Source organism: Streptomyces sp. NPDC002690, assembly GCF_053592415.1.
Genome location: NZ_JBSFVR010000078.1, coordinates 1 through 25,952 on the forward strand (window position 1 = coordinate 1; position 25,952 = coordinate 25,952).

At 70.3% G+C, this 25,952-nt stretch carries 21 protein-coding genes; 10 read left to right on the forward strand and 11 right to left on the reverse strand.

Features of this window, described 5'->3' with window-relative positions:
- Positions 1-139: 139 nt before the first annotated feature.
- Positions 140-2,383 (reverse strand): transglycosylase domain-containing protein, encoded by a 2,244-nt coding sequence (locus tag ACWD3D_RS12980; protein WP_451460954.1) that lies wholly within the window; start codon positions 2,381-2,383, stop codon positions 140-142.
- A 617-nt stretch (positions 2,384-3,000) separates the two neighbouring features.
- On the opposite strand from ACWD3D_RS12980, the gene ACWD3D_RS12985 reads away from it, so the two are divergent.
- Positions 3,001-3,351, forward strand: coding sequence for a WhiB family transcriptional regulator (locus ACWD3D_RS12985; protein WP_328720321.1), 351 nt, complete (start codon positions 3,001-3,003; stop codon positions 3,349-3,351).
- A gap of 313 nt (positions 3,352-3,664) precedes the next feature.
- Here the strand turns inward: ACWD3D_RS12985 and ACWD3D_RS12990 are convergent, their stop codons facing one another.
- Both ACWD3D_RS12990 and ACWD3D_RS12995 read right to left on the reverse strand, forming a co-directional pair.
- Positions 3,665-5,077: an ArsA family ATPase gene (locus tag ACWD3D_RS12990; RefSeq protein ID WP_451460955.1), complete on the reverse strand. Its 1,413-nt coding sequence runs from the start codon at positions 5,075-5,077 to the stop codon at positions 3,665-3,667.
- On the reverse strand, positions 5,074-6,048 hold the full coding sequence (locus tag ACWD3D_RS12995) for an ArsA-related P-loop ATPase (protein WP_451460956.1): 975 nt from the start codon (positions 6,046-6,048) through the stop codon (positions 5,074-5,076). The genes ACWD3D_RS12990 and ACWD3D_RS12995 overlap by 4 nt, the downstream gene beginning before the upstream one ends.
- 70 nt (positions 6,049-6,118) lie before the next feature.
- On the opposite strand from ACWD3D_RS12995, the gene ACWD3D_RS13000 reads away from it, so the two are divergent.
- The 4 genes from ACWD3D_RS13000 (at position 6,119) to ACWD3D_RS13015 (ending at position 8,658) form a co-directional block, all read left to right on the forward strand.
- On the forward strand, positions 6,119-6,277 hold the full coding sequence (locus ACWD3D_RS13000; RefSeq protein ID WP_003967454.1) for a DUF4177 domain-containing protein: 159 nt from the start codon (positions 6,119-6,121) through the stop codon (positions 6,275-6,277).
- Entirely contained in the window at positions 6,277-6,747 is a 471-nt protein-coding gene (locus tag ACWD3D_RS13005; RefSeq protein ID WP_451460957.1) for a RidA family protein, read from the forward strand. Before ACWD3D_RS13000 ends, ACWD3D_RS13005 begins: the two co-directional genes overlap by 1 nt.
- A gap of 136 nt (positions 6,748-6,883) precedes the next feature.
- Positions 6,884-7,831, forward strand: coding sequence for an NUDIX hydrolase (locus ACWD3D_RS13010; protein ID WP_451460958.1), 948 nt, complete (start codon positions 6,884-6,886; stop codon positions 7,829-7,831).
- Positions 7,828-8,658 carry an MBL fold metallo-hydrolase gene (locus ACWD3D_RS13015; RefSeq protein ID WP_451460959.1) on the forward strand — a complete coding sequence of 277 codons (831 nt, stop codon included), beginning with the start codon at positions 7,828-7,830 and terminating at the stop codon, positions 8,656-8,658. The genes ACWD3D_RS13010 and ACWD3D_RS13015 overlap by 4 nt, the downstream gene beginning before the upstream one ends.
- 172 nt (positions 8,659-8,830) lie before the next feature.
- Here ACWD3D_RS13015 and ACWD3D_RS13020 read toward each other — a convergent pair whose 3' ends face one another.
- Positions 8,831-9,505, reverse strand: a complete 675-nt coding sequence (locus tag ACWD3D_RS13020; RefSeq protein ID WP_150489041.1) for a Crp/Fnr family transcriptional regulator — start codon at positions 9,503-9,505, stop codon at positions 8,831-8,833.
- Between the two features lie 184 nt (positions 9,506-9,689).
- On the opposite strand from ACWD3D_RS13020, the gene nth reads away from it, so the two are divergent.
- The 3 genes from nth (at position 9,690) to ACWD3D_RS13035 (ending at position 13,078) form a co-directional block, all read left to right on the forward strand.
- Positions 9,690-10,853 carry an endonuclease III gene (gene nth, locus ACWD3D_RS13025; RefSeq protein WP_451460960.1) on the forward strand — a complete coding sequence of 388 codons (1,164 nt, stop codon included), beginning with the start codon at positions 9,690-9,692 and terminating at the stop codon, positions 10,851-10,853.
- Between the two features lie 297 nt (positions 10,854-11,150).
- Complete coding sequence (locus ACWD3D_RS13030; protein WP_451460969.1) at positions 11,151-11,792, forward strand: NUDIX hydrolase; 642 nt, start codon at positions 11,151-11,153, stop codon at positions 11,790-11,792.
- Between the two features lie 86 nt (positions 11,793-11,878).
- Positions 11,879-13,078, forward strand: a complete 1,200-nt coding sequence (locus ACWD3D_RS13035; RefSeq protein ID WP_451460961.1) for a MarP family serine protease — start codon at positions 11,879-11,881, stop codon at positions 13,076-13,078.
- 174 nt (positions 13,079-13,252) lie between these two features.
- On the opposite strand, the gene ACWD3D_RS13040 is transcribed toward ACWD3D_RS13035, so the two are convergent.
- The 6 genes from ACWD3D_RS13040 to ACWD3D_RS13065 form a co-directional block, all read right to left on the reverse strand.
- Entirely contained in the window at positions 13,253-13,456 is a 204-nt protein-coding gene (locus tag ACWD3D_RS13040; RefSeq protein WP_451460962.1) for a hypothetical protein, read from the reverse strand.
- 106 nt (positions 13,457-13,562) lie between these two features.
- Positions 13,563-14,705, reverse strand: coding sequence for an alpha/beta fold hydrolase (locus ACWD3D_RS13045; protein WP_451460963.1), 1,143 nt, complete (start codon positions 14,703-14,705; stop codon positions 13,563-13,565).
- Entirely contained in the window at positions 14,702-15,235 is a 534-nt protein-coding gene (locus tag ACWD3D_RS13050) for a phage holin family protein (RefSeq protein WP_327177098.1), read from the reverse strand. The genes ACWD3D_RS13045 and ACWD3D_RS13050 overlap by 4 nt, the downstream gene beginning before the upstream one ends.
- Before the next feature lie 39 nt (positions 15,236-15,274).
- Entirely contained in the window at positions 15,275-16,639 is a 1,365-nt protein-coding gene (nhaA, locus tag ACWD3D_RS13055) for a Na+/H+ antiporter NhaA (protein ID WP_451460970.1), read from the reverse strand.
- 379 nt (positions 16,640-17,018) lie between these two features.
- Complete coding sequence (gene acs, locus ACWD3D_RS13060; protein ID WP_451460964.1) at positions 17,019-19,016, reverse strand: acetate--CoA ligase; 1,998 nt, start codon at positions 19,014-19,016, stop codon at positions 17,019-17,021.
- A 205-nt stretch (positions 19,017-19,221) separates the two neighbouring features.
- On the reverse strand, positions 19,222-21,819 hold the full coding sequence (locus tag ACWD3D_RS13065; RefSeq protein ID WP_451460965.1) for a bifunctional SulP family inorganic anion transporter/carbonic anhydrase: 2,598 nt from the start codon (positions 21,817-21,819) through the stop codon (positions 19,222-19,224).
- 281 nt (positions 21,820-22,100) lie between these two features.
- On the opposite strand from ACWD3D_RS13065, the gene ACWD3D_RS13070 reads away from it, so the two are divergent.
- Entirely contained in the window at positions 22,101-23,426 is a 1,326-nt protein-coding gene (locus ACWD3D_RS13070; protein ID WP_451460966.1) for a hypothetical protein, read from the forward strand.
- Positions 23,427-23,562: 136 nt separating this feature from the next.
- Here ACWD3D_RS13070 and ACWD3D_RS13075 read toward each other — a convergent pair whose 3' ends face one another.
- Positions 23,563-24,555 carry an ATP-binding protein gene (locus tag ACWD3D_RS13075; RefSeq protein WP_451460967.1) on the reverse strand — a complete coding sequence of 331 codons (993 nt, stop codon included), beginning with the start codon at positions 24,553-24,555 and terminating at the stop codon, positions 23,563-23,565.
- A 102-nt stretch (positions 24,556-24,657) separates the two neighbouring features.
- On the opposite strand from ACWD3D_RS13075, the gene ACWD3D_RS13080 reads away from it, so the two are divergent.
- Positions 24,658-25,482: an oxidoreductase gene (locus tag ACWD3D_RS13080; protein ID WP_451460968.1), complete on the forward strand. Its 825-nt coding sequence runs from the start codon at positions 24,658-24,660 to the stop codon at positions 25,480-25,482.
- The last annotated feature ends 470 nt before the right edge of the window (positions 25,483-25,952 follow it).

Genomic DNA, 25,952 nt, shown 5'->3' on the forward strand with positions numbered 1-25,952 from the left:
GGCCCCGAACGACAGAAGGTGAGGCGCCCCGGAATGGGGGCGCCTCACCTTCTGTCGTTCGCCGGACGCCACAGGCGTGCCCGCGCCGCCTACCGTCCGGCCATGGCGCGGGACGGGGCGGCCCGAGGCTGCCCTATGGTCACGGCCCGTTGCCGCCGGCGTCCTGACCGCCGTGCCGGCCGCCCTGGCCGCCCTGGTTGCCGCCGAGGAAGTCCGGCAGCACGGTGATGCCGGGCGTCGGGTCGGTGTCGTCGCCGGTGTCGTCTCCGTCTCCGTCGCGGCCCTTGTTCTTGTCCTTGTCGCCCTTCTCCTCACCGCGCGGGACCGCGACGGTGTTGAAGGACGGGGTCTCACCGGCGTCCAAGGCACCGGTCATCGCGATCTTCCAGATGGGGCCGGGCAGACAGCCACCACAGACCTTGTCGTAGTACTGTCCGCCGATGTTGATGTCGTACATCGGGATCTTCTTGCCGATGTCGGCGCCGACCCAGACGGCCGTGGACAGGTTCGGGGTGTAGCCGACGAACCAGGCGTCCTTGCGGTCGTTGGTCGTACCGGTCTTGCCCGCGTTGTCGCGGTCGCTCAGCCCGGCCGCCGTACCGGTGCCGTCCTCGACGACACCCTTCAGCATCTGGTTGATCGTGTCCGCGGTCTTCTCGCTCATCGCCCGCGAGCACTCCGACTTCGGCACGGCGAGCTTCTTGCCGTTGGCGTCGGTGATCGACTGGATGGCGATCGGGGTGCAGTAGGTGCCGCGGTTGGCGAACGTCGCGTACGTGGCGGCCATGCTGAGCGGGGTGCTCTCCGCGCCACCGAGCGTGACGGAGGGGTTCTCTCCGAGGGCCTTGCCGTCACCGCGGACGTAACCGACCTTCTTCGCCATCTGGACCGTGTCGCAGAGGCCGACCTTCTGTTCCAGGCTCGCGAAGTAGGTGTTGATGGACTTGCCGAGGGCGCCCGTCATGTCGAAGGTGCCCTTCTCCTCTTCCAGTTCGTTCGACACGTCCCAGGACTTGTCGCCTGCCGGTGCGCCCGAGCAGGTGGTGAAGGAGTTCATCGGCAGCGAGATCTCGCGAGGCGTGGTGAAGGACTGGGCCGGGCTGATGCCCTTCTCCAGCGCTGCCGCCGCGGTGATCGGCTTGAAGGTCGAGCCGACCTGGAAGCCGAAGGTGGAACCGCCCATCGCGGAGCCCACGGCGAGGTTGAGGACCGTCTCGTGCTTCTTCTGGTCCAGGCCGTAGGGGCGGGACTGGCCCATCGAGAGGATCTTGCCGGTACCGGGCTCGACCTGGACCACCGAGGCGGCGACCTTGTCGGTCTTGTTGACCTTCGCGGTGGCGGCCTCGTCGGCGGCCTCCTGGGCGCGAGGGGAGAGCGTGGTCTTTATCGTCAGACCGCCGAGGTTCCAGAGCTTCGAGCGCTCCTCGCTCGTCTTGCCGAAGGCGGGGTCGGAGAGGATGACCTTGCGTACGTAGTCGCAGAAGAAGCCCGCGCCGCTGACGGCGGTGATGCAGCCGTTCTGCGGGGTCTTGACCTTGAGCTTGATAGGGGCCGCCATGGCCTTGTCGGCCTCGGCCTGCGAGACGCTGCCGGTCGCCGCCATGCGAGCGAGGACCGTGTTGCGGCGCTTGGTCGCCTCTTCCTCGTCGTTGACGGGGTCGTACCGGCTGGGCGACTGGACGATGCCGGCGAGCAGCGCGGCCTCCTCCAGCTTCAGGTCCTTCGCGTGCTTGGAGAAGTACCGCTGGGAGGCGGCCTCCACGCCGTAGGCCTGCTGCCCGAAGAACGTGATGTTGAGGTAGTTCTCGAGGATCTTCTTCTTGCCGAGCTCCTCTTCGACCTGGATCGCGTACTTCAGCTCACGGACCTTGCGGCCCAGGGTCTGCTGAGTGGCCTCGGCGACCTTCTCCGGGTCGTCGCCCGCCTCCTCGACGAACACGTTCTTCACGTACTGCTGGGTGAGGGTCGACGCGCCTTCCGCCGTCCCGCCCGACTGCACGTTGCGGTTCATCGCGCGAAGGATGCCCTTGAGGTCGACCGCCCCGTGCTCGTAGAAGCGGGAGTCCTCGATCGCGACGATCGCGTTCTGCATGTACGGGGAGATGTCCTTGAGCGGCACGACGGTGCGGTCGCGGGAGTACACCGTCGCGATGGCACCCCCGTCGGCGTCCAGGATCGTGGTGCGCTGGCTGAGCGGTGGTGTCTTGAGGTTGGCGGGGATTTCGTCGAATCCCTCGACCGTCCCCTTGGCGGCGAGGCCCAGTGCGCCCGCGGCCGGCAGTGCGATGCCTGCCAGCACAGCTCCGGAGAGCGCGGCGACACCGAGGAACTTGGCGGCCTGCTGGGTCGTGGTGAGACCCCCGCCCGAGCGCTTTTTTGGCATGGGGGCAGCCTAATCCGTATCCCTGTACGTTCCGATGGAGCAGGCTCCGCTCGGGATGTTCAGGTACCAACCCGTTACGAGAAGCGGGTTTGAGAGTCCGATTCCGCACGTCACAGGCGTGCGGATGGGACGACGGGGGACTGCGGGCGCGCAGCGGCGCAGGCCTGACGCGCTAGCGTGCGCCGGCGTGACGGCACGGCGCAGTGGCTACGTTGTCATTCGCCGGACACGCGCGCATCCCTTGGCCTAAGCTGCACTCAACTGTCACAGCAGTCCGGCCCCGTATCAACCCCCACGCACGCGCTGTATGCGTCCCCCCGCTCGGCGTCCGTGCATGAGAACCGCGCGCAAGGCGTCCCCGAAAACGCCTGGTGTGTCATGAAGCGTCCTCTGTAACTCGGGTGTACTGTACCGATTTTGCACAGTTCGACTCGCATGTCCTCGCGTCACTCCCCTGGGTGATCTGGCGCGTACGCATAGTCCGTTCGGGCCATTCAAGATTGGGCCCGAAGGGGGTGTTGTGCTCGTGGCCGCTTCCGTAACGTCCTCAACTGGCAGCGGTGAATATGCCGCTGCCGCCGTGGGGGAGCCTCAATTCGGGAGAGGACGGCGCCGGCATGGGCTGGGTAACCGACTGGAGTGCGCAGGCAGCCTGCCGCACTACCGATCCGGACGAGCTGTTCGTACAAGGGGCAGCACAGAACAGGGCCAAGGCGGTGTGCACCGGATGCCCGGTGCGGACGGAGTGCCTGGCCGACGCGCTCGACAATCACGTCGAGTTCGGCGTGTGGGGCGGAATGACGGAGCGGGAGCGCCGCGCACTGCTGCGCCGCCGTCCCACCGTCACCTCCTGGCGGCGCCTGCTGGAGACCGCGCGCAGTGAGTACGAGCGCTCGACCGGCATGCTGCCCGGAGTCATCGAGATGGACGACGACGACTTCCAGGAGACGTACGCCGCAGTGGGGTGACACTCAAGGCCCGTATCCCTGTTGGGGTGTTGGGCCGACAGGGGCCAGCTGTCGATGTCCCCGTACGGAGTCGCGCGAACGCGCCGTACGGGGGATGCTCCGGGCGAACCGGGGCCGTGCCACGGTCGGGCGTGCCCGCTTTCCGCTCCCGTGCCAGGGTCGGCCGGTGCCGGTGATGCGAATGCCTGCGCGCGGACGTCTTGCCGCGTACCTGCCCGCCACCGTGTTTCCGCGGGCTCGTGCAGCCGTGCGCGCCTGATCACGGGCGCGCGAACAGGCGCGACAAGGCGCGGTCGGACGGCGGCCCCGGCTCTCAGCTCGTCCCGGCGGGGGTATGGCCCGCAGCGCCGGCCGCGAGGCGGTCGCCCACGGTCCGAAGGCCCGCCAGATCGTGCACGTCGCCCGGCAGCGCGGCCACCTCGGTCACCAGGACCTCGGGGTGGGCGGCGGTGAAGTGCTCGCGCGTGAGCCGTTCGCGGGCCACGACCTGCATGCGCTCGGCGTGCAGGCGCAGCAGACTCTCGGTGAGTTCCTCGATCGCGACCACGGGGGTCGCCGGTGCGCCGTCTTTACCGGCCAGGATGGAGGACTCGGCGGCTTCGGGGGATGCCTCGGGAGAAGGGGCTACCGCCGGGTCACGAAGAGCAGTCTTCCCGGCAGCCTGATCCACCATGCCCGCCGCCTCAAGATTTTCGGCGGCGGCGAGCGCCTGCTCGGCGGTCAGGCGCTCGGCCTCGCTGCCGTGTGCCCGGTTCAGTACCAGCCCGGCCAGTGGCATGCGTTCGGCGGCGAGTCGCTCCACGAAGTACGCCGCCTCGCGCAGCGCGTCCCGCTCCGGAGTCGCGACCACCAGGAAGGCCGTCCCCGGGGCCTGGAGCAGCTGGTAGGTGGCGTCCGCCCGCGTCCGGAACCCGCCGAACATCGAATCCATCGCGGCCACGAACGTCTGCACGTCCCGGAGGAACTGGCCGCCCAGCAGCTTTCCGAGAGTGCCCGTCATCATCGACATGCCCACGTTGAGGAACTTCATCCCGGCCCGGCCGCCCATCTTCGCGGGCGCCATCAGCAGCCGGATGAACTTGCCGTCCAGGAACGACCCGAGTCGCTTCGGCGCGTCCAGGAAGTCCAGTGCGGAGCGCGAAGGTGGGGTGTCGACGATGATCAGGTCCCACTCGTCGCGGGCCCTCAGCTGCCCGAGCTTCTCCATCGCCATGTACTCCTGCGTGCCCGCGAAGCCGGCCGACAAGGACTGGTAGAAGGGGTTCTCCAGGATGGCGCGGGCCCGCTCGGCGTCCGCGTGCGCCTCGACCGTCTCGTCGAAGGTCCGCTTCATGTCGAGCATCATGGCGTGCAGTTCGCCCTCGCCCGCGATGTCCTCGACCCGGCGCGGGACGTTGTCGAGGCGGTCGATGCCCATGGACTGGGCGAGCCGTCGTGCCGGATCGATGGTGAGGACGACCACCTTGCGTCCGCGCTCCGCCGCCCGTACGCCGAGCGCCGCGGCTGTGGTCGTCTTGCCGACACCGCCCGAGCCGCAGCACACCACGATCCGGATGCCGGGGTCGTCGAGCAACGCGTCGGTGTCGAGGCCCGGCACGAGCACCGGCTCGCTCGCCGGATCCGTGCCGTCCACCGTTCCCGTGCCGTCCAGCGTTCCCGTGCCGTCCACCGCTTGCGCGCCGCCTCCACCCTTCGGACCGGGTGCGGCGCCGGACGCCCGCGTCATGACGCCTCCTCTTCCCCTGCGCCCTGTTTGCGGAGCTCTCCGGCCAGGACGTGCAGCGCGGCGAGGTCGATGCCCTCGCCCATCAGCGGCAGCTCGTCCGTGGGCAGCCCGAGCCCGGCCAGTACGGCACGCTGCTCGCGTTCCAGGCCGACCCGCTGCGCGTGCTCCGCCGCCTGCGCGATCAGCGGGCGTACCAGGGCCGCCGAACCGGTGACCCCTGCCCGGGTCAGCGTCTTCGCGATCTCCTTGCGGCGCGCCCCCGACGCCGTGCGCAGTGCCTCCTCGTCGAGCAGGTGGGGGCGGACCATGTTGACGATCACCCGGCCCACCGGGAGCTGGGCGCCGCGCAGTTCCTCGATGCCGTCCGCGGTCTCCTGCACCGGCATCTCCTCCAGCAGAGTCACCAGATGGACCGCGGTGTCGGGGGACTTGAGGACCCGCATCACGGACTGAGCCTGGTGGTGTATCGGGCCGATCCGGGCCAGCCCGGCCACCTCGTCGTTGACGTTGAGGAAGCGGGTGATCCGGCCGGTGGGCGGCGCGTCCATGATCACGTGGTCGTAGACGAAACGACCCTGCTTGTCCTTGCGGCGCACGGCTTCGCACGCCTTTCCGGTCAGCAGGACGTCCCGGACACCGGGCGCGATGGTGGTGGCGAAGTCGATGGCGCCGAGTTTCTTGAGCGCCCGGCCCGCGCTGCCGAGCTTGTAGAACATCTGGAGGTAGTCGAGGAGCGCCTGCTCGGCGTCGATGGCCAGTGCGAACACCTCGCCACCGCCCGGCACGTCGGCGATCCTGCGTTCCTCGTAGGGAGTGGCGCTCGCGCCGAAGAGTTCGGCGATGCCGCCGCGTCCCTCCACCTCTACGAGGAGGGTGCGCCGGCCCTCGGCCGCGAGGGCGAGCGCGAGGGCGGCGGCCACCGTGGTCTTACCGGTGCCGCCCTTGCCGCTGACGACCTGGAACCTGCTCACGCTTCGAGCCTAACCAGTAGGTCGCCGGCCTACGCACGGGAGCGCCCGTGCCAGGCATTACAGTCGGGCCATGACCAAGTGGGAATACGCGACCGTGCCGCTCCTCGTGCACGCGACCAAGCAGATTCTGGACACCTGGGGCGAGGACGGCTGGGAGCTGGTCCAGGTCGTGCCCGGGCCGAACAACCCCGAGCAGCTCGTGGCCTACCTGAAGCGGGAGAAGGCGTAGTGGCGGGCGCCGTCGAGGCGAGGCTCGCCGAGCTCGGGCTCACCCTGCCGGACGTCGTTCCGCCGCTGGCCGCCTATCAGCCGGCCGTGCAGTCCGGGGTGTACGTGTACACCTCGGGCCAGCTGCCGATGGTCGAGGGCCGGCTCGGCGTGACCGGCAAGGTCGGCGGCGAGGTGACGGCCGAGGAGGCCAAGGACCTCGCCCGGGTCTGCGCACTCAACGCCCTCGCGGCCGTGAAGTCGGTCGCCGGCGACCTGGACCGGATCGCCCGGGTCGTCAAGGTGGTCGGGTTCGTCGCCTCCGCCCCCGACTTCACCGGACAGCCCGGCGTGATCAACGGCGCCAGCGAACTGCTGGGCGAGGTGCTCGGCGACAAGGGCGTGCACGCCCGCAGCGCCGTCGGTGTCGCGGTGCTGCCGCTGGACGCCCCGGTAGAGGTCGAGATCCAGGTCGAGCTGGTCTCCGCCTGACCGTAGGGCCCTGTCTCTCCGTCCCGTCCGGTCCTTCGGGGCCGGGCGGGATCTTTTTCGTACCCGCTGCGGGATTCGACGAGGGAACATGCATTACCCTCTCGAACAAACCGGCCGATCCGGATAGCCTCCGGCCATGTCCCAAGGTCAGTGGTACCCACCGGAATGGCCCGACCGGATCAGGGCCCTCGCCACGGGCGAGCTCACGGCCGTGACCCCCCGGCGGGCCGCCACCGTGATGCTGCTGCGGGATTCCGAGGGAGCCGGTGCCGGAGCGGAAGCGGGTACCGGAGCGGAAGCGGAAGCAGGCGCCGGAGCCGGTGCCGGGCCGGTCGTCCACATGCTGCGACGCCGTACCTCCATGGCCTTCGCCGGAGGCGCGTACGCCTACCCGGGCGGCGGGGTGGACCCGCGCGACGACGACCACCTGGTCGGCTGGGCCGGACCGTCTCTGGAGTACTGGGCCGCACGACTCGGCGTCCCGAGCGCGGCAGAGGCCCAGGCCATCGTGTGCGCGGCGGTCCGGGAGACCTTCGAGGAGGCCGGCGTCCTGCTGGCGGGCCCCACCCCCGACACCGTCGTCGGCGACACCACGGGCGCCGGCTGGGAGGCGGACCGCGCGGCGCTCGTCGCCCGGGAGATCTCCTTCGCGGGGTTCCTGGAGCGGCGGCGGCTCGTCCTGCGTTCCGACCTGCTCGGCGCCTGGGCCCGGTGGATCACTCCCGAGTTCGAGACCCGGCGCTACGACACCTGGTTCTTCGTCGCGGCGCTCCCGGAGGGCCAGCGCACCCGGAACGTCTCGACCGAGGCCGACCGTACGGTGTGGATCACCCCCGCCGACGCGACCGCGGGCCACGCGCGGGGCGAGTTGCAGATGATGCCGCCCACCGTGACCACCTTGCGCGCGCTCCTGCCGTACCGGACGGCCGAGGAGGCCCTGAAGGCGGCCGAGGCCCAGGACCTCGCCCCCGTGCTCGCGCGGGCCCGGCTGGAGGGCGACGAGCTGGTGCTGATCTGGCTGGGACACGACGAGTTCACCACCCCCGTCCCGCCTGCGGGACCCCGAGCCGGAGGAACGGCATGAGCGACGCCGCACTGTTGCCCGGACAGCCCCGCGGGCAGGTCGTCTCCGGCCCCGCCACCGCCCGCGCGGTCAACGTCCTGGCCCCCAACGCCTCCGCGATGACCCTGGACGGCACCAACACCTGGATTCTCGCCGAACCGGACTCCGACCTCGCGGTCGTCGTGGACCCGGGACCGCTGGACGACACCCATCTGCGCGCCGTGATCGACACCGCCGCCCGGGCCGGCCGGCGCGTCGCGCTCACCCTGCTCACGCACGGCCACCCGGACCACGCCGAAGGCGCGGCCCGCTTCGCCGCCCTGACGCGCACGAAGGTACGCGCGCTCGATCCCGCGCTGCGGCTCGGCGAAGAGGGACTGGCGGCCGGGGACGTCATCACCACCGGGGGACTCGAACTCCGGGTCGTCCCCACACCCGGACACACCGCGGACTCACTCTGCTTCCACCTGCCGGCGGACGGCGCGGTGCTGACCGGCGACACCATCCTCGGCCGGGGTACGACTGTCGTCGCGCATCCGGACGGACGGCTCGGTGACTACCTCGACACCCTGCGGCGACTGCGCTCGCTGACCACGGACGACGGGGTCCACACGGTCCTGCCGGGCCACGGCCCGGTACTGGAGGACGCCCAGGGAGCGGTGGAGTTCTACCTCGCGCACCGCGCCCACCGGCTGGCCCAGGTGGAGACAGCCGTGGAATCGGGGCTGCTCACGCCGTCCGAGGTGGTGGCCCGGGTCTACGCGGACGTGGACCGGTCCCTGTGGCCGGCGGCGGAGCTCTCCGTACGGGCGCAGCTGGAGTACTTGGGCGAACACGGGCTGATCTGAGCCGCTCGGCCGGCAGACCCGTCCTCTTGCTGGGACGGACCACATGCGCCCGGGAACGGCCGAGAGGCCCTGCCGTGACGGCAGGGCCTCTTCGTGCGGCTTCAGCGGTGCGGGCGGGCGCCGCCCCCGTGCGTGGTACGGGTCCGGGAGCCGCCCGCGCAGCCCCGTGGGGTCAGCGCGAGCGCTTCGCCAGACGCTCGACGTCGAGCAGGATCACGGCGCGGGCCTCCAGGCGGAGCCAGCCGCGGCCCGCGAAGTCCGCGAGCGCCTTGTTGACCGTCTCGCGGGAGGCGCCGACCAGCTGGGCCAGCTCCTCCTGGGTGAGGTCGTGGACGACGTGGATGCCTTCCTCGGACTGGACGCCGAAGCGGCGCGACAGGTCCAGGAGGGCGCGGGCGACACGGCCCGGCACGTCGGAAAAGACCAGGTCGGACATCTGGTCGTTGGTCTTGCGCAGGCGGCGGGCGACGGCACGCAGCAACGCGGTGGCGACCTCCGGGCGGGCGTTCAGCCAGGGCTGCAGATCGCCGTGGCCGAGACCGAGCAGCTTGACCTCGGTGAGCGCCGTGGCCGTGGCGGTACGCGGACCCGGGTCGAACAGGGACAGCTCACCGATCAGCTCACCCGGGCCCAGGACGGCGAGCATGTTCTCGCGCCCGTCGGGGGAGGTGCGGTGGAGCTTCACCTTGCCGTCGGTGACCACGTACAGGCGGTCGCCGGGGTCACCCTCGTGGAAGAGCGCGTCGCCGCGCGCGAGGGTCACCTCACTCATCGAGGCGCGGAGTTCCGCGGCCTGCTCGTCATCGAGCGCCGCGAAAAGCGGGGCGCGTCGTAGAACGTCGTCCACGAGATCTCTCCTTGTCGGCCTGTTCAGGGAACCGTGGTCCCCATCATGCCGGACGGTAAAACAGTGCGATCAATCACAAACCAGTTTGACGCACGAGCGGCCCGGATCGTACGGCAGGGGGCCGATCGGGGGTGGAAACCCGCTGACAGGGGCGAATCCGAGGGGCGGGCCATAGGCTGACCGGGTGTCCGGAAAGCTGCTGGGAGCGAAGGCCGAGGGGGCCGCCGAGGTGTCGGAGAAGCGAGATTCAGCTGTGGGCGAACATGGCTCGGGGGTGCCGCGGAAGCCACGTCCGGCCGGTCCGAAGTCCGCCGGACCGTCGAAGCCTGCCGCGTCGAAGTCCAGCGGGCCCTCGAAGTCCGCCGGGTCCTCGAAGTCCGCCGCGTCGAAGTCCGCCGGGCCCTCGAAGTCCGCCGCCACGAAGTCCGTACGGGCGAAGCCGGCCAAGCCCGAGTCGCATCTGGCGATGGTCCGCCGCGCCCGGCGGATCAACCGCGAGCTGGCCGAGGTCTATCCGTACGCCCATCCGGAACTGGACTTCCGCAACTCCTTCGAGCTGCTCGTCGCCACCGTGCTCTCCGCGCAGACCACCGACCTGAGGGTCAACCAGACCACCCCCGCGCTCTTCGCCGCCTACCCCACCCCCGAGGACATGGCCGCCGCCGTCCCGGAGGACATGGAGGAGCTGATCCGGCCGACCGGGTTCTTCCGGGCGAAGACCAGGTCGCTCCTCGGCCTCTCGGCGGCGATCCGGGACAACTTCGGCGGCGAGGTACCCGGCCGGCTCGACGACCTGGTGACCCTGCCCGGCGTCGGCCGCAAGACGGCCAACGTGGTCCTCGGCAACGCCTTCGGGGTCCCCGGCATCACCGTCGACACCCACTTCGGCCGACTGGTACGCCGGTGGAAGTGGACCGACGAGGAGGACCCGGTGAAGGTCGAGGCGGTGGTCGCCGAGATCTTCCCGAAGAGCGAGTGGACGATGCTCTCGCACCGGGTCGTCTTCCACGGCCGCCGGATCTGCCACTCCCGCAAGCCCGCGTGCGGCGCGTGTCCGATCGCGCCGCTCTGCCCCTCGTACGGCGAGGGGGAAACGGACCCGGACAAGGCCAGGAAGCTGCTGAAGTACGAGAAGGGCGGCTATCCGGGACAACGCCTGAGTCCGCCCGCCGACTATCCGGGCGAACCCGCGCCGGGCCTGGGCGGGCGGGAGGCGGCGGCGCAGGAGGCCGCCCTGGCGTCCGCGCGGGAGGACGCGGCCGGTGACTCGGCGGGACACGCCGCCGGAGACGCCGCGGGCAAGGCCGCACGCGGGGCGAGGACCGCGCCGGGTGCGGGAGCCGAATGAGGAAAAACCCGTCCCGCGCCTCACGGCGGGCCAGTCGTCCCCGCGGTCGGCTGTCCCGGCGCGGCCTTGCCCCGGGCGCGTTCGGCGGCCGTCGTCGCGGAGCGTGCCGCTCGTCCCCCGTACGGATGAGGCCGGAACGAATTGGCAGATGACAGGCGTTGTGAGAAATCGGGGGTGCCCATGACCAGTACACCGAGTACGACGCGGCCGACGAGTGCCGCGCAGACGGTCGGCGGGACGGACCGGTCGGGCGAGCGACTCGTCCCCGGGGACGCTGTCGCCGTCACCACCGAGGGCATGCCGTCCTGGCTCGACCCGGTCGCCGAGGCGGCGCGCGACGTCCGGCCGCAGCAGCTCAGCCGTTTCCTGCCACCGGAGAGCGGTGCGGGGCGCCAGTCGGCCGTACTCATCCTCTTCGGCGAGGACGAACGCGGACCGGAGCTGCTGCTGATGGAGCGCGCCGGAACCCTCCGCTCGCACGCGGGGCAGGCGGCCTTTCCGGGCGGCGCGCTGGATCCCGAGGACGGCGACCCGGCGACCACCGGCCCGCTCAGGGCGGCGCTGCGGGAGGCCGAGGAGGAGACCGGTCTCGATCCGCGCGGTGTCCAGATCTTCAGCGTGCTGCCCCGGCTCTACATTCCGGTCAGCAGCTTCGTGGTGACCCCGGTGCTCGGCTGGTGGCGGACGCCGAGCCCCGTCCGTGCCGTCGACGCCGCCGAGACGGCCCGGGTCTTCACCGTCCCCGTGGCCGATCTCACGGACCCGGCCAACCGGGTGATCACCAAGCACCCCAGCGGTTTCATGGGCCCCGCGTTCCTGGTGGAGGACGCCCTGGTCTGGGGGTTCACCGCGGGTCTGATCGACCGGATTCTCCACTTCGCGGGCTGGGAACGCCCCTGGGACAGGACCAGGCAGGTGCCGCTCGACTGGCACGCATGACAGGCTGGCTCCCCTGCTGGGCTGTTCCGGGCCCCCGGACCCCGTCACCCGACGGGCCAGGTGACGAATCTGTGAGGCTATAGACGGTGAACGTGCTGGACATCCTGCTGCTCGTCGGCGCCGTGTGGTTCGCGGTCATCGGCTACCGCCAGGGTTTCGTCGTCGGCATCCTGTCCGTGATCGGCTTCCTGGGGGGAGGCCTGGCCGCGGTCTACCTGCTGCCGGTCCTCTGGGACCGGGTCACGGCCAACTCCGAGGTCTCCTCCACGGCGGCCGTGGTGGCGGTCGTGATCGTGATCGTGTGCGCGTCGGTCGGCCAGGCGTTCACCACCCACCTCGGCAACAAACTCCGCGGCCACATCACCTGGTCGCCCGCGCGTGCCGTGGACGCCACCGGTGGCGCGCTGGTCAACGTCGCCGCGATGCTGCTGGTCGCCTGGCTGATCGGCTCGGCGCTGGCGGGGACGTCACTTCCCACTCTGGGCAAGCAGGTCCGTAACTCCTCCGTCCTGCTCGGGGTCTCCCGCGTGATGCCCGAGCAGACGTCGACCTGGTTCAACGACTTCTCGGCCGTCCTGTCCCAGAACGGTTTCCCGCAGGTCTTCAGCCCGTTCGCCAACGAACCGATCACCGAGGTCGAGCCCCCGGACCCGGCTCTGACAGGCAGCCCCGTCGTGGCCCGCGCGAAGAAGTCCGTCGTCAAGGTCGTCGGCATGGCCCCGAGCTGCGGGAAGGTCCTCGAAGGCACCGGCTTCGTCTTCGCGGACGGGCGCGTCATGACCAACGCCCATGTCGTCGGTGGCGTCGACGAGCCCACCGTGCAGGTCGGCGGCGAGGGAAGGGTGTACGACGCGAAGGTCGTCGTGTACGACTGGCAGCGCGACATCGCCGTGCTCGACGTTCCGGAACTCCGGGCCACAGCGCTGAAGTTCACCGAAACCGACGCGAAGTCCGGTGACAGCGCCATTGTGGCCGGTTTCCCGGAGAACGGTGGCTACGACGTCCGCTCCGCCCGCGTCCGCGGCCGCATCGAGCCGGACGGCCCCGACATCTACCACCGGGGCACCGTCCGCCGCGACGTGTACTCGCTCTACGCGCTCGTACGCGAAGGCAACTCCGGTGGCCCCCTGCTCACTCCCGACGGTCAGGTGTACGGAGTGGTGTTCGCCAAGTCCCGCGACGACGCCGACACCGGGTACGTGCTGACCGCCGACGAGATCAGCGAGGACATCGACGCCGGCCGCACGGCCTTCCAGCAGGTCGACACCCAGGGGTGCGCCCTCTGAAGCCTGTTGTGCCCCGCGTCGGCCGAGGCCGACCCGTCAGGAGGGACGGACCTCGGCCGGCGCGGCACAGGTGACGCGGGTGCGTGTGTTCCCGTGCGGGTGGCGGTCGTGTCGGGGTGGCGGTCGTGTTCGGGTGATGGCCGGCGCGTGCCGTAGTCGTACGCGGGGCGACGGCTATGTGCGGGGATGACGGAGCCGCGCCGACACCCAGCGGGCCCGGCGGCGGAGGATGCGCGGAATGCCGAGCCGAGGATCGTGTATGACCTGCACGGTATGCACCTGGCCCGTGGGGCCGCCCCCCTCATGAGTGCTCACCGCGCCAGTGGCGGTCGAGCGGCGGTTGCGTGCTGCGTCACCGAAGTCGTGCGTCCAGCCCATACCCCGACGTCTGCCCGTGACCCATGGTCGGTAATCGTGGGGAAGCAAGCCAATTGGCCTATGCGCGCGGCACGTGGCTGTTCGACGCACGCCTGTACGCATCGGGTCAGCGGTCGGGCTCGGGGTCCTTGAGCCAGTTGATGAGTTCGGCCGAGAAGGCGGCCGGATCCTCCTCATGGGGGAAGTGCCCGAGACCGTCGAAAAGTCGCCACCGGTAGGGCGCCTCGACGTACTCGCCGGACCCCGCCGAACTCCGGGTGCGCATCGCTGGATCGAGTGAACCGTGCAGGTGCAGAGTGGGCACCCGGACCGGCCGCTTCATGCGCCGGTAGAACTGCACGCCGTCCGGCCGGGCCAGCGACCGCACCATCCACCGGTACGGCTCCACCGAACAGTGCGCGGTCGACGGGATGCACATCGCGCGACGGTAGACGTCCAGTGTCGGATCGTCCGGGAAGTCGATGTCGTTCGGGCCCGCCCACTCCTCGATCAGCCGGCCCACCAGGGCGCCCTCGTCCGCGACGAGCTGACGTTCCGGAAGCCAGGGCCGCTGAAATCCCCAGACGTACGACCCCGCCCTGGTCTGGGCGGGGTCCGAGACCATGGAGGAACGCCAGCGGCGCGGGTGCGGCATCGAGGACACCACGAGTCGGCGCACCAGCTTCGGCCGCATCACGGCCGCCGTCCACGCGAGGTATCCGCCCATGTCGTGGCCGACCAGGGCCGCGTCGGGCTCGCCGAGCGACCGGATCACGCCGGTGACGTCGAGGGCCAGGTTGGCCGGGTCGTAGCCCCTGGGAGTGCGGTCGCTTCCCCCGACGCCCCTCAGGTCCATCGCGACGGCGCGGAAGCCCGCCTCGGCGAGCGCGGGCAGCTGGTGACGCCAGGTCCACCAGAACTGCGGAAAGCCGTGCAGCAGGAGTACGAGGGGGCCGGAGCCCATCTCCGCGATGTGGAACCGGGCCCCGTTGGCAGCCACGTCACGGTGCGTCCAGGGGCCGTCCAGCCGTACCGGACCGCCGGACGCCGCCGGGCGGCCGCCACCCGGCGGGACGACCGGAACGGCCGCCGCGACGCTCGTCGCCCCGCCGGCTGCCCCGTCCGTCGTGCGGCCGGGGGCGGCGCTGTCAGGCGCCGCCGCGCCGCCGTCGGCGGCGGGCCGTGCGGCGTCCGGGGTGGACCCGGACGGCTCCGGCGCCGGACGCGCGTTGCCTGTCGTGCCGAATGCGCTGCTTTCGGGGACCGTCATGCCGAAGAGCGTGCCACAGCGGACGACTTGTCCTGAACCGGGCTCTTCTCGACGGCCTTGTCCGCGAGGGAGGAGCCGCCGATCGCGGGACGGGACGGGCCGGGCGCGGTGACCGGGCGGGGGTGCGGCTTGACGCCCTGAAGGACGGCCGCGCTCTGCTTCGCGGACGCGATCGACTTCTCCGGCGGCTTGACCTTCTTGAACTTGGCGACGGCGAAGAGGGCCAGCAGTACGCCCAGGAGGATGAAGGCGCCACCGACGATCAGGAACGACCAGGCCAGGCCCAGTCCCAGGTTGTGGATGCCGTACGCCGCCGCGAAGCTCAGCGTCGGGATCGCGAACAGGAGCAGGACGCCCGCGATGATGCCGGCGGCGCTGCCCATGACGCCCCGCTTGACGTCCTGGCGTACCTCGGCCTTGGCCAGGGCGATTTCGTCGTGCACCAGTGCGGACATCTCGGCCGTCGCCGTGGCGACCAGCTGTCCCAGACTGCGGTCCGCGCCGCCCACGAAATTGCCGGGGTCGCTCATCCCTGACTCCCTCTCCTCTTCAACACATCCGGTGACAGATCATGCCGGACCGTCCGGCTTGTTGCCCGCTGCCCCCGCCCGTTCGGCGAGACGGCGGTGTTCGGCCGCCTTCCGTTCGTGGAGTGCGGCCATCCGCAGGTGGTACCCGGGATCGTCCTGCTCGTAGACGTCGGGAACCCCCGACGCGTCCTCGTCCCGCTCCTCCGCCTCGTACAGCGCCTGGTGGACCCGTACCCGGAGTTTGAGCAGTACACCGGAGACTACGGTGGCGATGAGCGAAGCGAGCAGAACGGACGCCTTGACTTCGTTGATCATTTCCTCGTCGCCGGCGAAGGCGAGTTCGCCGATGAGCAGCGAGACGGTGAAACCGATGCCGGCGAGCGAGGCGACCGCGAAGACGTCCGCCCAGGCCAGGTCAGGGTTGAGCTCGGCCCTGGTGAAGCGGGTGGCGAGACGCGCGCCGCCGTAGACGCCGACGGCCTTGCCGACGACCAGGCCGAGGACCACACCGAGCGTCTCGGGCCGGGTGAAGACCTCGGCGAGCGCGTTGCCCCGCAGGCTGACCCCGGCAGAGAAGAGGGCGAACAGCGGGACCGCGAGCCCGGCGGAGAGCGGGCGCACCAGATGTTCGATGTGCTCGCCGGGGGAACGCTCCTCGCCCTCGCGCCGGGTACAGCGCAGCATCAGCCCCATGGCGACGCCCGCGATGGTGGCGTGCACACCGCTGTTGTACATCAGCGCCCAGATGACGAGGGCCAGCGGTACGTACACCCACCAGCCGCGGACCTCGAAGCGGAGCAGGGTCCAGAAGAGGACCAGCCCGAGAAAGGCACCGCCCAGGGCCAGGAAGTCGACCGATTCGGTGAAGAACACCGCGATGATCAGAATCGCGAAGAGGTCGTCCACGACGGCCAGCGTCAGCAGGAAGGCGCGGAGCGCCCCCGGCAACGAGGTCCCGAGGACGGCCAGTACGGCGAGCGCGAAGGCGATGTCGGTCGCGGTCGGTACCGCCCAGCCGCCCAGGGTGCCCCCGCCGAGGGCGTTGGTGGTGACGTAGACGAGAGCGGGCACCGCCATGCCGCACAGGGCCGCGAGGACGGGGAGGGCGGCCGTCCTGGGGTCGCGGAGTTCGCCCGCGACCAGCTCGCGCTTGAGCTCCGCGCCCGCGACGAAGAAGAAGACGGCGAGCAGCCCGTCGGCGGCCCAGTGCTCCACGGAGAGGTCGAGACCGAGAGCCGCCGGGCCGAAGCGGTAGTCGCTGACGGCCGTGTAGGACGAGCCGAGCACGTTGGCCCAGACGAGTGCCGCGATGGCCGCGACCAGCAGGACGACTCCGCCGACCGTCTCCGTGCGCAGCGCGTCCGTCAGGTAGGTCCGCTCGGGCAGCGACAGGCGGCCCAGCAGGGTCGGCCGTGGGACCGCGGGGGCAGCGACGGACGGGGGCGCCGGTGGTTCGGACGACGGTGGGGGCGCCGGTGTGTCCGCCGGCTTCGGTGAGTCCGGTGAGTCCGGTGAGTCCGGTGACGACGGGGTACGGCGGGGCTCGGCCACGGGAGAGACCTCCGGTATCGGGGCGGCGACGAGGGCATGGCTGACGCACTCGCCGACCAGACTTCCCGGCACCCCTATGAAGATCTTCTCCGCTCTTGGGCGGATACGGCCACTGTAGACCGCCCGCCCGCAAGCCGGAGGGGCGTCCCGCGCGTTGCGGGACGCCCCTCGGAGCCGTACAGCTGTCTCTTGCCCTCGGGCTTCGGTGCCTCGGTCCTCGGGCCTCGGGTGCTCAGTCCTCGGAGGATGCCTTGGGGAAGTCGGCCTGGATGAGGGACATCACCGACGGGTCGGTGAGGGTGGTGACGTCGCCCAGCTCACGGTTCTCGGCCTTGTCGCGCAGCAAGCGGCGCATGATCTTGCCCGAGCGGGTCTTCGGCAGCTCCGCCACCGGCAGCACGCGCTTCGGCTTGGCGATCGGGCCGAGCACGGTACCGACGTGGTTGCGCAGCTCGGCCAGCAGCTCCTCGGAGGAGGTCGCCGTGCCGCGCAGAATGACGAAGGCGACGATCGCCTGACCGGTCGTCTCGTCGGTCGCGCCGACCACCGCCGCCTCGGCGACCGCCGGGTGCGACACGAGGGCCGACTCGACTTCGGTGGTCGAGATGTTGTGACCCGACACCAGCATCACGTCGTCCACCCGGCCGAGGAGCCAGATGTCGCCGTCCTCGTCCTTCTTGGCGCCGTCGCCCGCGAAGTACTTGCCCTCGAAGCGCGACCAGTAGGTGTCGATGAAGCGCTGGTCGTCGCCCCAGATGGTGCGGAGCATCGACGGCCACGGCTCGGTGAGGACGAGGTAGCCGCCCCCGCCGTCCGGGACCTCGTTGGCCTCGTCGTCGACGACGGTGGCGGAGATGCCGGGCAGGGCGCGCTGGGCGGAGCCGGGCTTCGTCGCGGTGACGCCGGGCAGCGGCGAGATCATCATCGCGCCGGTCTCGGTCTGCCACCAGGTGTCCACGACCGGGCACTTGTCCGCGCCGATGTGCTTGCGGTACCAGACCCACGCCTCGGGGTTGATCGGCTCGCCGACCGAGCCGAGGACGCGCAGGCTGCTCAGGTCGAACTTGGCGGGGATGTCGTCCCCCCACTTCATGAACGTGCGGATCGCGGTCGGCGCGGTGTAGAGGATCGACACGCCGTACTTCTGCACGATCTCCCAGAACCGGCCCTGGTGGGGGGTGTCCGGGGTGCCCTCGTACATGACCTGGGTCGCGCCGTTCGCCAGCGGCCCGTACACGATGTACGAGTGGCCGGTGACCCAGCCGATGTCGGCCGTGCACCAGTAGACGTCGGACTCCGGCTTGAGGTCGAAGACCGCGTGGTGGGTGTAGGCGGCCTGGGTGAGGTAACCGCCCGAGGTGTGCAGGATGCCCTTCGGCTTCCCGGTGGTGCCCGAGGTGTACAGGATGAAGAGCGGCTGCTCCGCCTCGAACGCCTCGGGGGTGTGCTCGGCGGACTGGCGGCCGGTGATCTCGTCCCACCAGATGTCGCGACCCTCGGTCCACGCGGTGTCCTGACCGGTGCGGCGCACGACCACGACGTGCTCGACGCTCTCGATACGGGACACGGCGTCGTCCACCGCGGGCTTCAGCGCGGACGGCTTGCCACGGCGGTATTGGCCGTCCGCGGTGACGACGACCTTGGCGTCGGCGTCCTGGATACGGGCGGCGATGGCGTCGGCGGAGAAGCCTCCGAAGACCACCGAGTGGGCGGCGCCGATGCGGGCGCAGGCCAGCATCGTGATCGCGGCCTCGGGGATCATCGGAAGGTAGACGGCGACCCGGTCGCCCTTGCCGACGCCCAGCTCCGTCAGCGCGTTGGCCGCCCGGGAGACCTCGTCCTTCAGCTCCGCGTAGGTGATCGCCCGGCTGTCGCCCGGCTCGCCCTCGAAGTGGATGGCGACGCGGTCGCCGTTACCCGCCTCCACATGGCGGTCGACGCAGTTGTAAGCGACGTTGAGCTTGCCGTCCGCGAACCACTTCGCGAACGGCGGGTTGCTCCAGTCGAGCGTCTCGGTCGGCTCGGTGGCCCAGGTGAGGCGGCGGGCCTGCTCGGCCCAGAAGCCCAGCCGGTCCGCGGCTGCCCGTTCGTACGCCTCCGCCGTGACATTGGCGTTCGCGGCCAGCTCGGCCGGCGGCTCGAACCGGCGCTCTTCCCGCAGCAGGTTGGCCAGGCTTTCGTTGCTCACGACATCTCCCATTCCCAGGGTGACCGTTGTGTCCCGGGGCATAGCTCATCAGGCGAAAGGGCGAGTGACAAGTGTCTGCCGGGAATTGGTTTAGACCTATCCCTCGTGTATGGAGGAGATCCGCCGACCGTCCCGCCGGCGCGGCAGGTCGTCAGTACGGGACGTCGTGGACGTCGTACCGACTCCTGCCGCGCCCGCGGGCGGGAAGCTGCACCACAAGGTCTCACGGGCCCGGGGCGCCGCTGGTTCAGACGAGGCTGTGTCTGGCCTCCTCGTGCCCGGAACCGTCCTCCGGAAGCCCTGCCGCCGTACGGGACGCGACCGGGTCTGCTCCCTCCGGGTCCGCTCCCTCGGGATCTGTTGTCTTCGGCTCGATGCCGATGCCCGGAGCCACCCGTTCGAAGACCTCGTCCGGGCCCGAACCGGAGCTGACGCCCTCCGCCAGCAGGTAGGCCTGCGCCTCGCCGACGTGGAAGTACATCCCGTGCAGATGGAGAGTGCCGTCCGCCAGTCGGCGCGCCACGGACTCGTGCGCGCGGAGGTGGTCGAGCTGCTGGACGACATTGGTCAGGCAGAGCTGCTCCACCGCGTCGGTGGGCATCCGGCCGGAGATGCGCGCCCACGGATGGTCGCGGGAGGACATGCGGTCCAGGCTCGGCAGCCCGTGCCGCAGCCACCGCCACAGGGGCGTGGTCCTCTGCGTCCCCGGCTCGGCGCCGAGAAGTGCTTGCATGGCGCCGCAGCCGGAGTGCCCGCAGACGGTGATGGAATCGACCCGTAGGACGTCCACCGCGTACTCGATCGCCGCCGCCACCGAGTCGTCACCGCCGCTGTCGGAACCCGCCCCCGGTGGGGGTACCAGATTGCCCACGTTGCGCACGGTGAACAGATCGCCCGGCCCGCTGGACGTGATCATGCTGGTGACGAGGCGGGAGTCCGCACAGGTCAGGAACAGCTGGGACGGTCGCTGGCCCTCCGCCGCGAGGCGGGCGAGCTCCTCGCGGACCAGCGGGGCCGTATTCAGCTGGAAGGAACTGATACCGCTCAGCAGACTGTGCGCGCCGCCGCGCCGGAGAGTGCCGGCGGGCTCCGAGCCGTGTCCGGCCGCTTCGGCGGAGAGCGGATCCTGCGAGCCTCCGGGGCTTGCGTGCGGGCGCTCCGCCGCGGTGGTGGGCTGGTGGGGGCGGTCGTGGCAGTGGTGGTTGCGCCAAGGTGTCCACGGGCGACAGCAGGAGTGCGCCGCCGACGCGGGTTCCGCGATCCGCCCTCCCGATCTGCCGGTGAAGACGATGTTGCCACCGTGGGCGACCTGTGTGGTGCGCCAGTCCTGGATGGCCTCGTAGGCCGCGTGATCCATGAAAAAACCGTCCAGTTCGACGATCGCGTCGACGCCTTGGGGGAGTTGGTTGAGGACGCGGCTGAGTCTCGGTACCGCGAGGAAGGTCAACTGACCGCGTACGGTCACCAGGAAGCGGCCGTCGCTCTCGGCCACGGAGATACGGGTACGGGCGAGCCGGTGCATCGCCATGCCCACGGCGGCCGCGATGCCGATCGCGACGCCGGCCAGCACGCCGAACACGACGACGCCGGTGATCGTCGCCCCGTAGACGAGGAATTCGCGGTGCCGGTGGACATTCCTGATGTGGGCGTAGCTCACCATCTGGATGCCGACGACCATGACGAGGGCGGCCAGCGCGGCGAGCGGAATCCATTCGAGCACGGTGACCAGGAATCCGGCCGCGAGCAGCACCCAGACACCGTGCAGTACGGTCGCCGCCCGGCCGGTGGCCCCGGCGCGGACATTTGCCGAACTGCGCACCGCGCCACCGGAGATCGGGAGACCGCCGAGCAGCCCGGCCAGCGTGTTGGTGATGCCCTGGGCCCGCAACTCGCGGTCCAGGTCGGATCGGGCGACGTGCGGCAGGGGCATGTCCGGCTGCCGCGAGGAGCGTTCGGCCGTGCGGTCGGCGGTCAGCTTGTCCACCGCCACGGCCGCCAGGAGCGATTCGAGGCTGCCCACCAGCATCACGGTGAACATGGCGGTGGCGAGGGCGAGTACCGGGCCTCGGGGCATCTCGGGAAGGACGTGCGAGCTCCACGAGGGCAGGTCCACCCGGCTGATGCGGGGCGCGGCGACGGCCGCCACCGCCGTCGCCACGGCGACCGACGCGAGCGCGGCCGGAATCTTGCGGAGTGCGCGACCGGCGGCACCGGGGAGTCTTGGCCACAGCACCAGAAGGGCGATGGTCAGGGCTCCGATCAGTGGGGCGGCCGGACTGATCCGCGTCAACTGTTCGGGAAGGGCTAGGGCGTTGTCCATCGCGGAGCTCTCCGGAGAACCGCCGAGGACGATGTGCAACTGGGCGAGAGCGATGGCCACCCCGATCCCGGCGAGCGTGCCGTGGACGATCGCGGGGCTGACGGCGAGGGCGCCTCGCGCCGCTCTCACGGAACCCAGCAGGATCTGGAGCAGGCCGGCCCCGATGGTGATGGCACAGGTCGTGCGCCAGCCGTAGACGTGGATCAACTCGGCTGTCACGACGGTCAGTCCGGCGGACGGGCCGCTGACCTGAAGCGGGGTTCCACCGATCAGTCCGGCGACGATGCCGCCGATCGCGGCGGAGATGAGGCCGGCTTCCAGCGGTGCGTCCATGGCGACGGCGAGACCGAGCGACATGGGGACGGCGATGAGGAAGACCGTGATCGAAGCGGAGAGGTCGCCCGCGGTGACGCGGAAGCGGGAGCCTCGGCGCGGCGGCGGACTGTGGGGCCTCTTCTCCCCCGAGGTGGGGGAGAGGTGAGAGCCGTGGTTTCGGATGTTTCGGATGGGTACGCAGGCAGGCATTCCCGTCTCCTCCGGGGCAGCGCGGTCGCGGAACGTGGGGGACGCGGCCGTGGGTCACGGCGTGCAGCGGCGGGATTTCTCAACTCTTGGTAAATGGATCGTAATGCAGAGTAAAGAAATGTGGTTCACATATCAGGCAAATAGCCGACGGGATCACCCAATGCAGTGAATAAGCATCTTTTCATTCGGCCTGTCGCTCGGAGGCGTCCGAGCTGCGTGTGAACGTGACCGCGCCGTTCGGCACATTCCACGTAAACGAGCCGCAAGGAAGAGGTGGGCGGATGATCGCCGCCACGAAGAGAGTCGCCCTGGGGGTCACCACCGCAGCCGTGTTCGCCGCTCTGGCCGGGTGTTCCGGAGCTGGCACCGGGGCCTCCGGGGCCGGTGCCGAGAGGGCGCACGGGGCCAAGGAGAAGCCCGACGGGCAGAACGCGCCGGCGCCGGGCGCCGCCGTCCAGCTGATCGGGGACGGTTCCACGGCATTCACGGGTGCTCAGCCCCACATCCCGGTCGCCAAGCGTCTCGCGCCGGGGCAGAAGCCTCCGCAGTTCGTGGTGTTCTCCTGGGACGGCGCCGGCGAGGACAGCCAGAAGCTCTTCTCCCACTTCCGTGGCGTCGCCAAGAAGTACGGCGCGAAGATGACGTACTTCCTCAGCGGGGTCTATCTGCTGCCCGAGGAGAAGAAGGGCCTGTACGACCCGCCCCAGCACTCGCCCGGCAGCTCCGACATCGGCTTCAACGACACCAAGGGCATCCACGACACCCTCAACGAGGTGCGGGCGGCCTGGAAGGAGGGCAACGAGATCGGCACCCACTTCAACGGCCACTTCTGCGGCCCTGACGGCGGTGGCGGCACCTGGTCGGTCGACGAGTGGAAGAGCGAGATCCGCCAGGCCAAGTCCTTCGTGAAGAACTGGAAGACGAACGCACCGGAACTCAAGTCCGAGGCCCCGCTGCCCTTCGACTACGACAAGGAACTCGTCGGCGGCCGTACTCCCTGTCTCGAAGGTCAGAAGAACATGGTCGCCGCCGCCCGGGACATGGGATTCCGCTACGACTCCAGCGGTATCGGCAATCAGGTCTGGCCCGCGAAGAAGGACGGCGTCTGGGACCTTCCGCTCCAGCTCGTGCCCGTTCCTGGGCGCGACTTCGAGACACTCTCGATGGACTACAACTTCATGTTCAACCAGTCCGGGGTCACCCAGGGTGATCCGGCTGAGCAGGAGCACTGGGGCGACCAGATGCGCGACGGCCTGCTGGAGGCCTTCGACCGCTCGTACGACGGGAACCGCGCGCCGCTGATCATCGGCAACCACTTCGAGTCCTGGAACGGCGGCACCTACATGCGCGCGGTGGAGGAGACGATCGCCTCCGTCTGCACCAAGTCGGACGTGCGCTGTGTCTCCTTCCGCCAGCTCGCCGACTGGCTCGACGCCCAGGACCCGGCGGTGCTGGCCAAGCTCGGAACGCTCGGTGTCGGGGAAGCCCCGAAGGGCGGCTGGCCGTCCTACCTCGCGGCACCCGCAGCCGCCGCAGGCGGCAAGCCGATGAGCCCCGCAGGCAAGGACGCCGCGAAGGACACATCCAAGGACGCGCAGGAGAAGTAACGTTTCTGCGGGCTCGCGGGCTCGCGGGCTCGCGAGCTGCGGGCTTCAGGCCGTGCGAGGGCGGGACCGCTGCGGGCATTCCCGCGGGTCCCGCCCCTCCGTCGCGCCCTACCGGCCGGACCGAGATCGTCGCTCGTCACACGGGAGCGGCCGTACCCGTCACCAGGCGGTCGTCGAGCGTGAACGCGGGGTCCACCTGGGCGGCCAGATCGGCACCGGTCTTCTCGTTGCCCCAGCTCTCCGCGTTCTTCAGGTGGAAGTGGACCATCTGGCGCGTGTACCGCTCCCGGTCGCGCAGCTCGTACGAGTCCTCTGCCGCGTCCTGGAGGGCTTGGAGTGCCATCCTGTTGTCGGCCTCCAGTAGCTCGAATCGGTCCGGCCGGCCCTTCTCCATCGCCCGTACCCAGTCGGAGTGGCCGACTCCGACGAGCAGGTCCTCGCCGACCTCCGAGCGTAGGAAGTCCAGGTCCTCCGGGCCCTGTACCTTGTTGCCGACCACCCGGAGCGTCACGCCGAAGTCCCGCGCGTACTCCTTGTACTGGCGGTACACCGACACGCCCTTCCTGGTCGGTTCGGCGATCAGAAACGTCATGTCGAACCGGGTGAACATCCCCGAGGCGAACGAGTCGGATCCGGCGGTCATGTCGACCACGACGTACTCGTCCGGGCCGTCGACCATGTGGTTGAGGCAGAGTTCCACCGCGCCGACCTTGGAGTGGTAGCAGGCCACCCCTAGGTCCGCCTCGTCGAACGTGCCCGTGGCCATCAACCGGATGTCGCCGTCGTCGAGGCGGACCGTCCGCGCGCACGCGTCGTAGACGGGGTTGTCCTCATGAACGCGCAGCAGACGCGATCCCTCGCCGGGTGGCGTGGTCTTGATCATCGTCTCGGCGGAGGCGATCCGCGGGTTGCTGCCGCGCAGGTAGTCCTTGATCAGCGGCAGTTCGGCACCCATCGACGGAAGCGCCGCCGCCTCCTGCTCGTCGAGGCCCAGTGCGGCCCCGAGGTGCTGGTTGATGTCGGCGTCCACGGCGATGACATGGGCTTCGTTGGCGGCGAGGTGGCGGATGAAGAGAGAGGACAGCGTGGTCTTGCCGCTGCCGCCCTTCCCTACGAAAGCGATCTTCATGTTCACCTAGGGTAGTCGTAGCATCGCGCAAAGTCGTCGCGCTTCGTGAAGAACGACACGTGGGGGTGGCGAGGGTGTATGGGGCGCGTAGCCTCGCTACTTATGAGTACGACTGCCTCGGACCCGCTTGCCGCTCTCGCCGCCCTGCCCGGGGTCCCCGACTCCGTGGCCTCGGTCCGCAAGGCTGTGGACCAGGTCTACGGCCACCGTGTGATGCGCCGCCGGAGCAACGAGGTGACCTCGGAGGCCGCGCTGCGCGGAGCGCGCGGCTCGGCGGCGCTGTCGGGCGCCGATTGGAACCTCGAAGAGGTACGCCGCCGTACCGACTTCAGCGGCGACGACGAAGCGCGGACGGTGGGCGCGGCGCTGCGCCTCACGGCCGAAGCCGGTCAACTGCTCTCCATCTGGAGGCAGTCGCCGCTGCGAGTACTGGCCAGACTCCACCTGGTGGCGGCCGGAGGCGCGACCCCCGACGACGCGGTGGGACGGCCCCGGCTGGCCGGGGAGACGGTGGACGAACCGCTGGTGGAGGCGCCTCTGCCGGATGCCGGCGAGGTGGCCGGTCGGCTCGAAGGCCTCTCGCGGCTCATCATCGACGGCGGCACCGCGCCTGCGCTGGTCACCTCGGCGATCGTGCACGGTGAACTGCTCGCTCTGCGTCCCTTCGGTTCCTGCAACGGGCTGGTGGCCCGGACCGCCGAGCGCATCGTGCTGATCGGCAGCGGCTTGGATCCGAAGTCGATCTGCCCGGCCGAGGTCGGCCACGCGGAGCAGGGGCGGGCCGCTTACATGGCGGCGTTCGAGGGGTACCTGTCGGGTACGCCCGAGGGCATGGCGGCCTGGATCGCGCACTGTGGACGCGCGGTGGAACTGGGCGTCAGGGAGTCGACCGCGGTCTGTGAGGCGCTCCAGCGCGGCGCGGCCTGACCGCTGGTGGGCGGTGGGCGCCATGGACGAAAGAGTTGCGGCGGTACCGGAACCGGTACCGCCGCTGGCACGTCCGCCGGGTTACCAAGCGTCCTCGATCATTGCCCATCAGGTCGGGTTCTTTGCCCGTCACCTGGTGCGGCTGGCCCGTAATCGACGGGTCGACGTCGCGTGGGTGCCCGACTTTCATGCGCGGTCCGTGGGGCCTTGCTGCGTGAAAGGTCATCCTCTCGGATGTCCTCGGTCTCGCGGGCCGTTGACTCCTTTGTACTCCTGGAGTGAGGTAAGCGGTACCCCGGGCTCCACTTCTTTACTTTCGCGTTCAATCACCCAGTGGCCGGCGGCTGTGAACTGCCCCAGCCCGCCCCGCGCCCGGGTGCCGGGCGCCCGCGCATCCCGGCGGTGGCTGGGCGTCGGCCAGGCGGAGGTGTGGGGCGGGCGTCGGACAGGCGCTGGCTGCCGCGCGACGC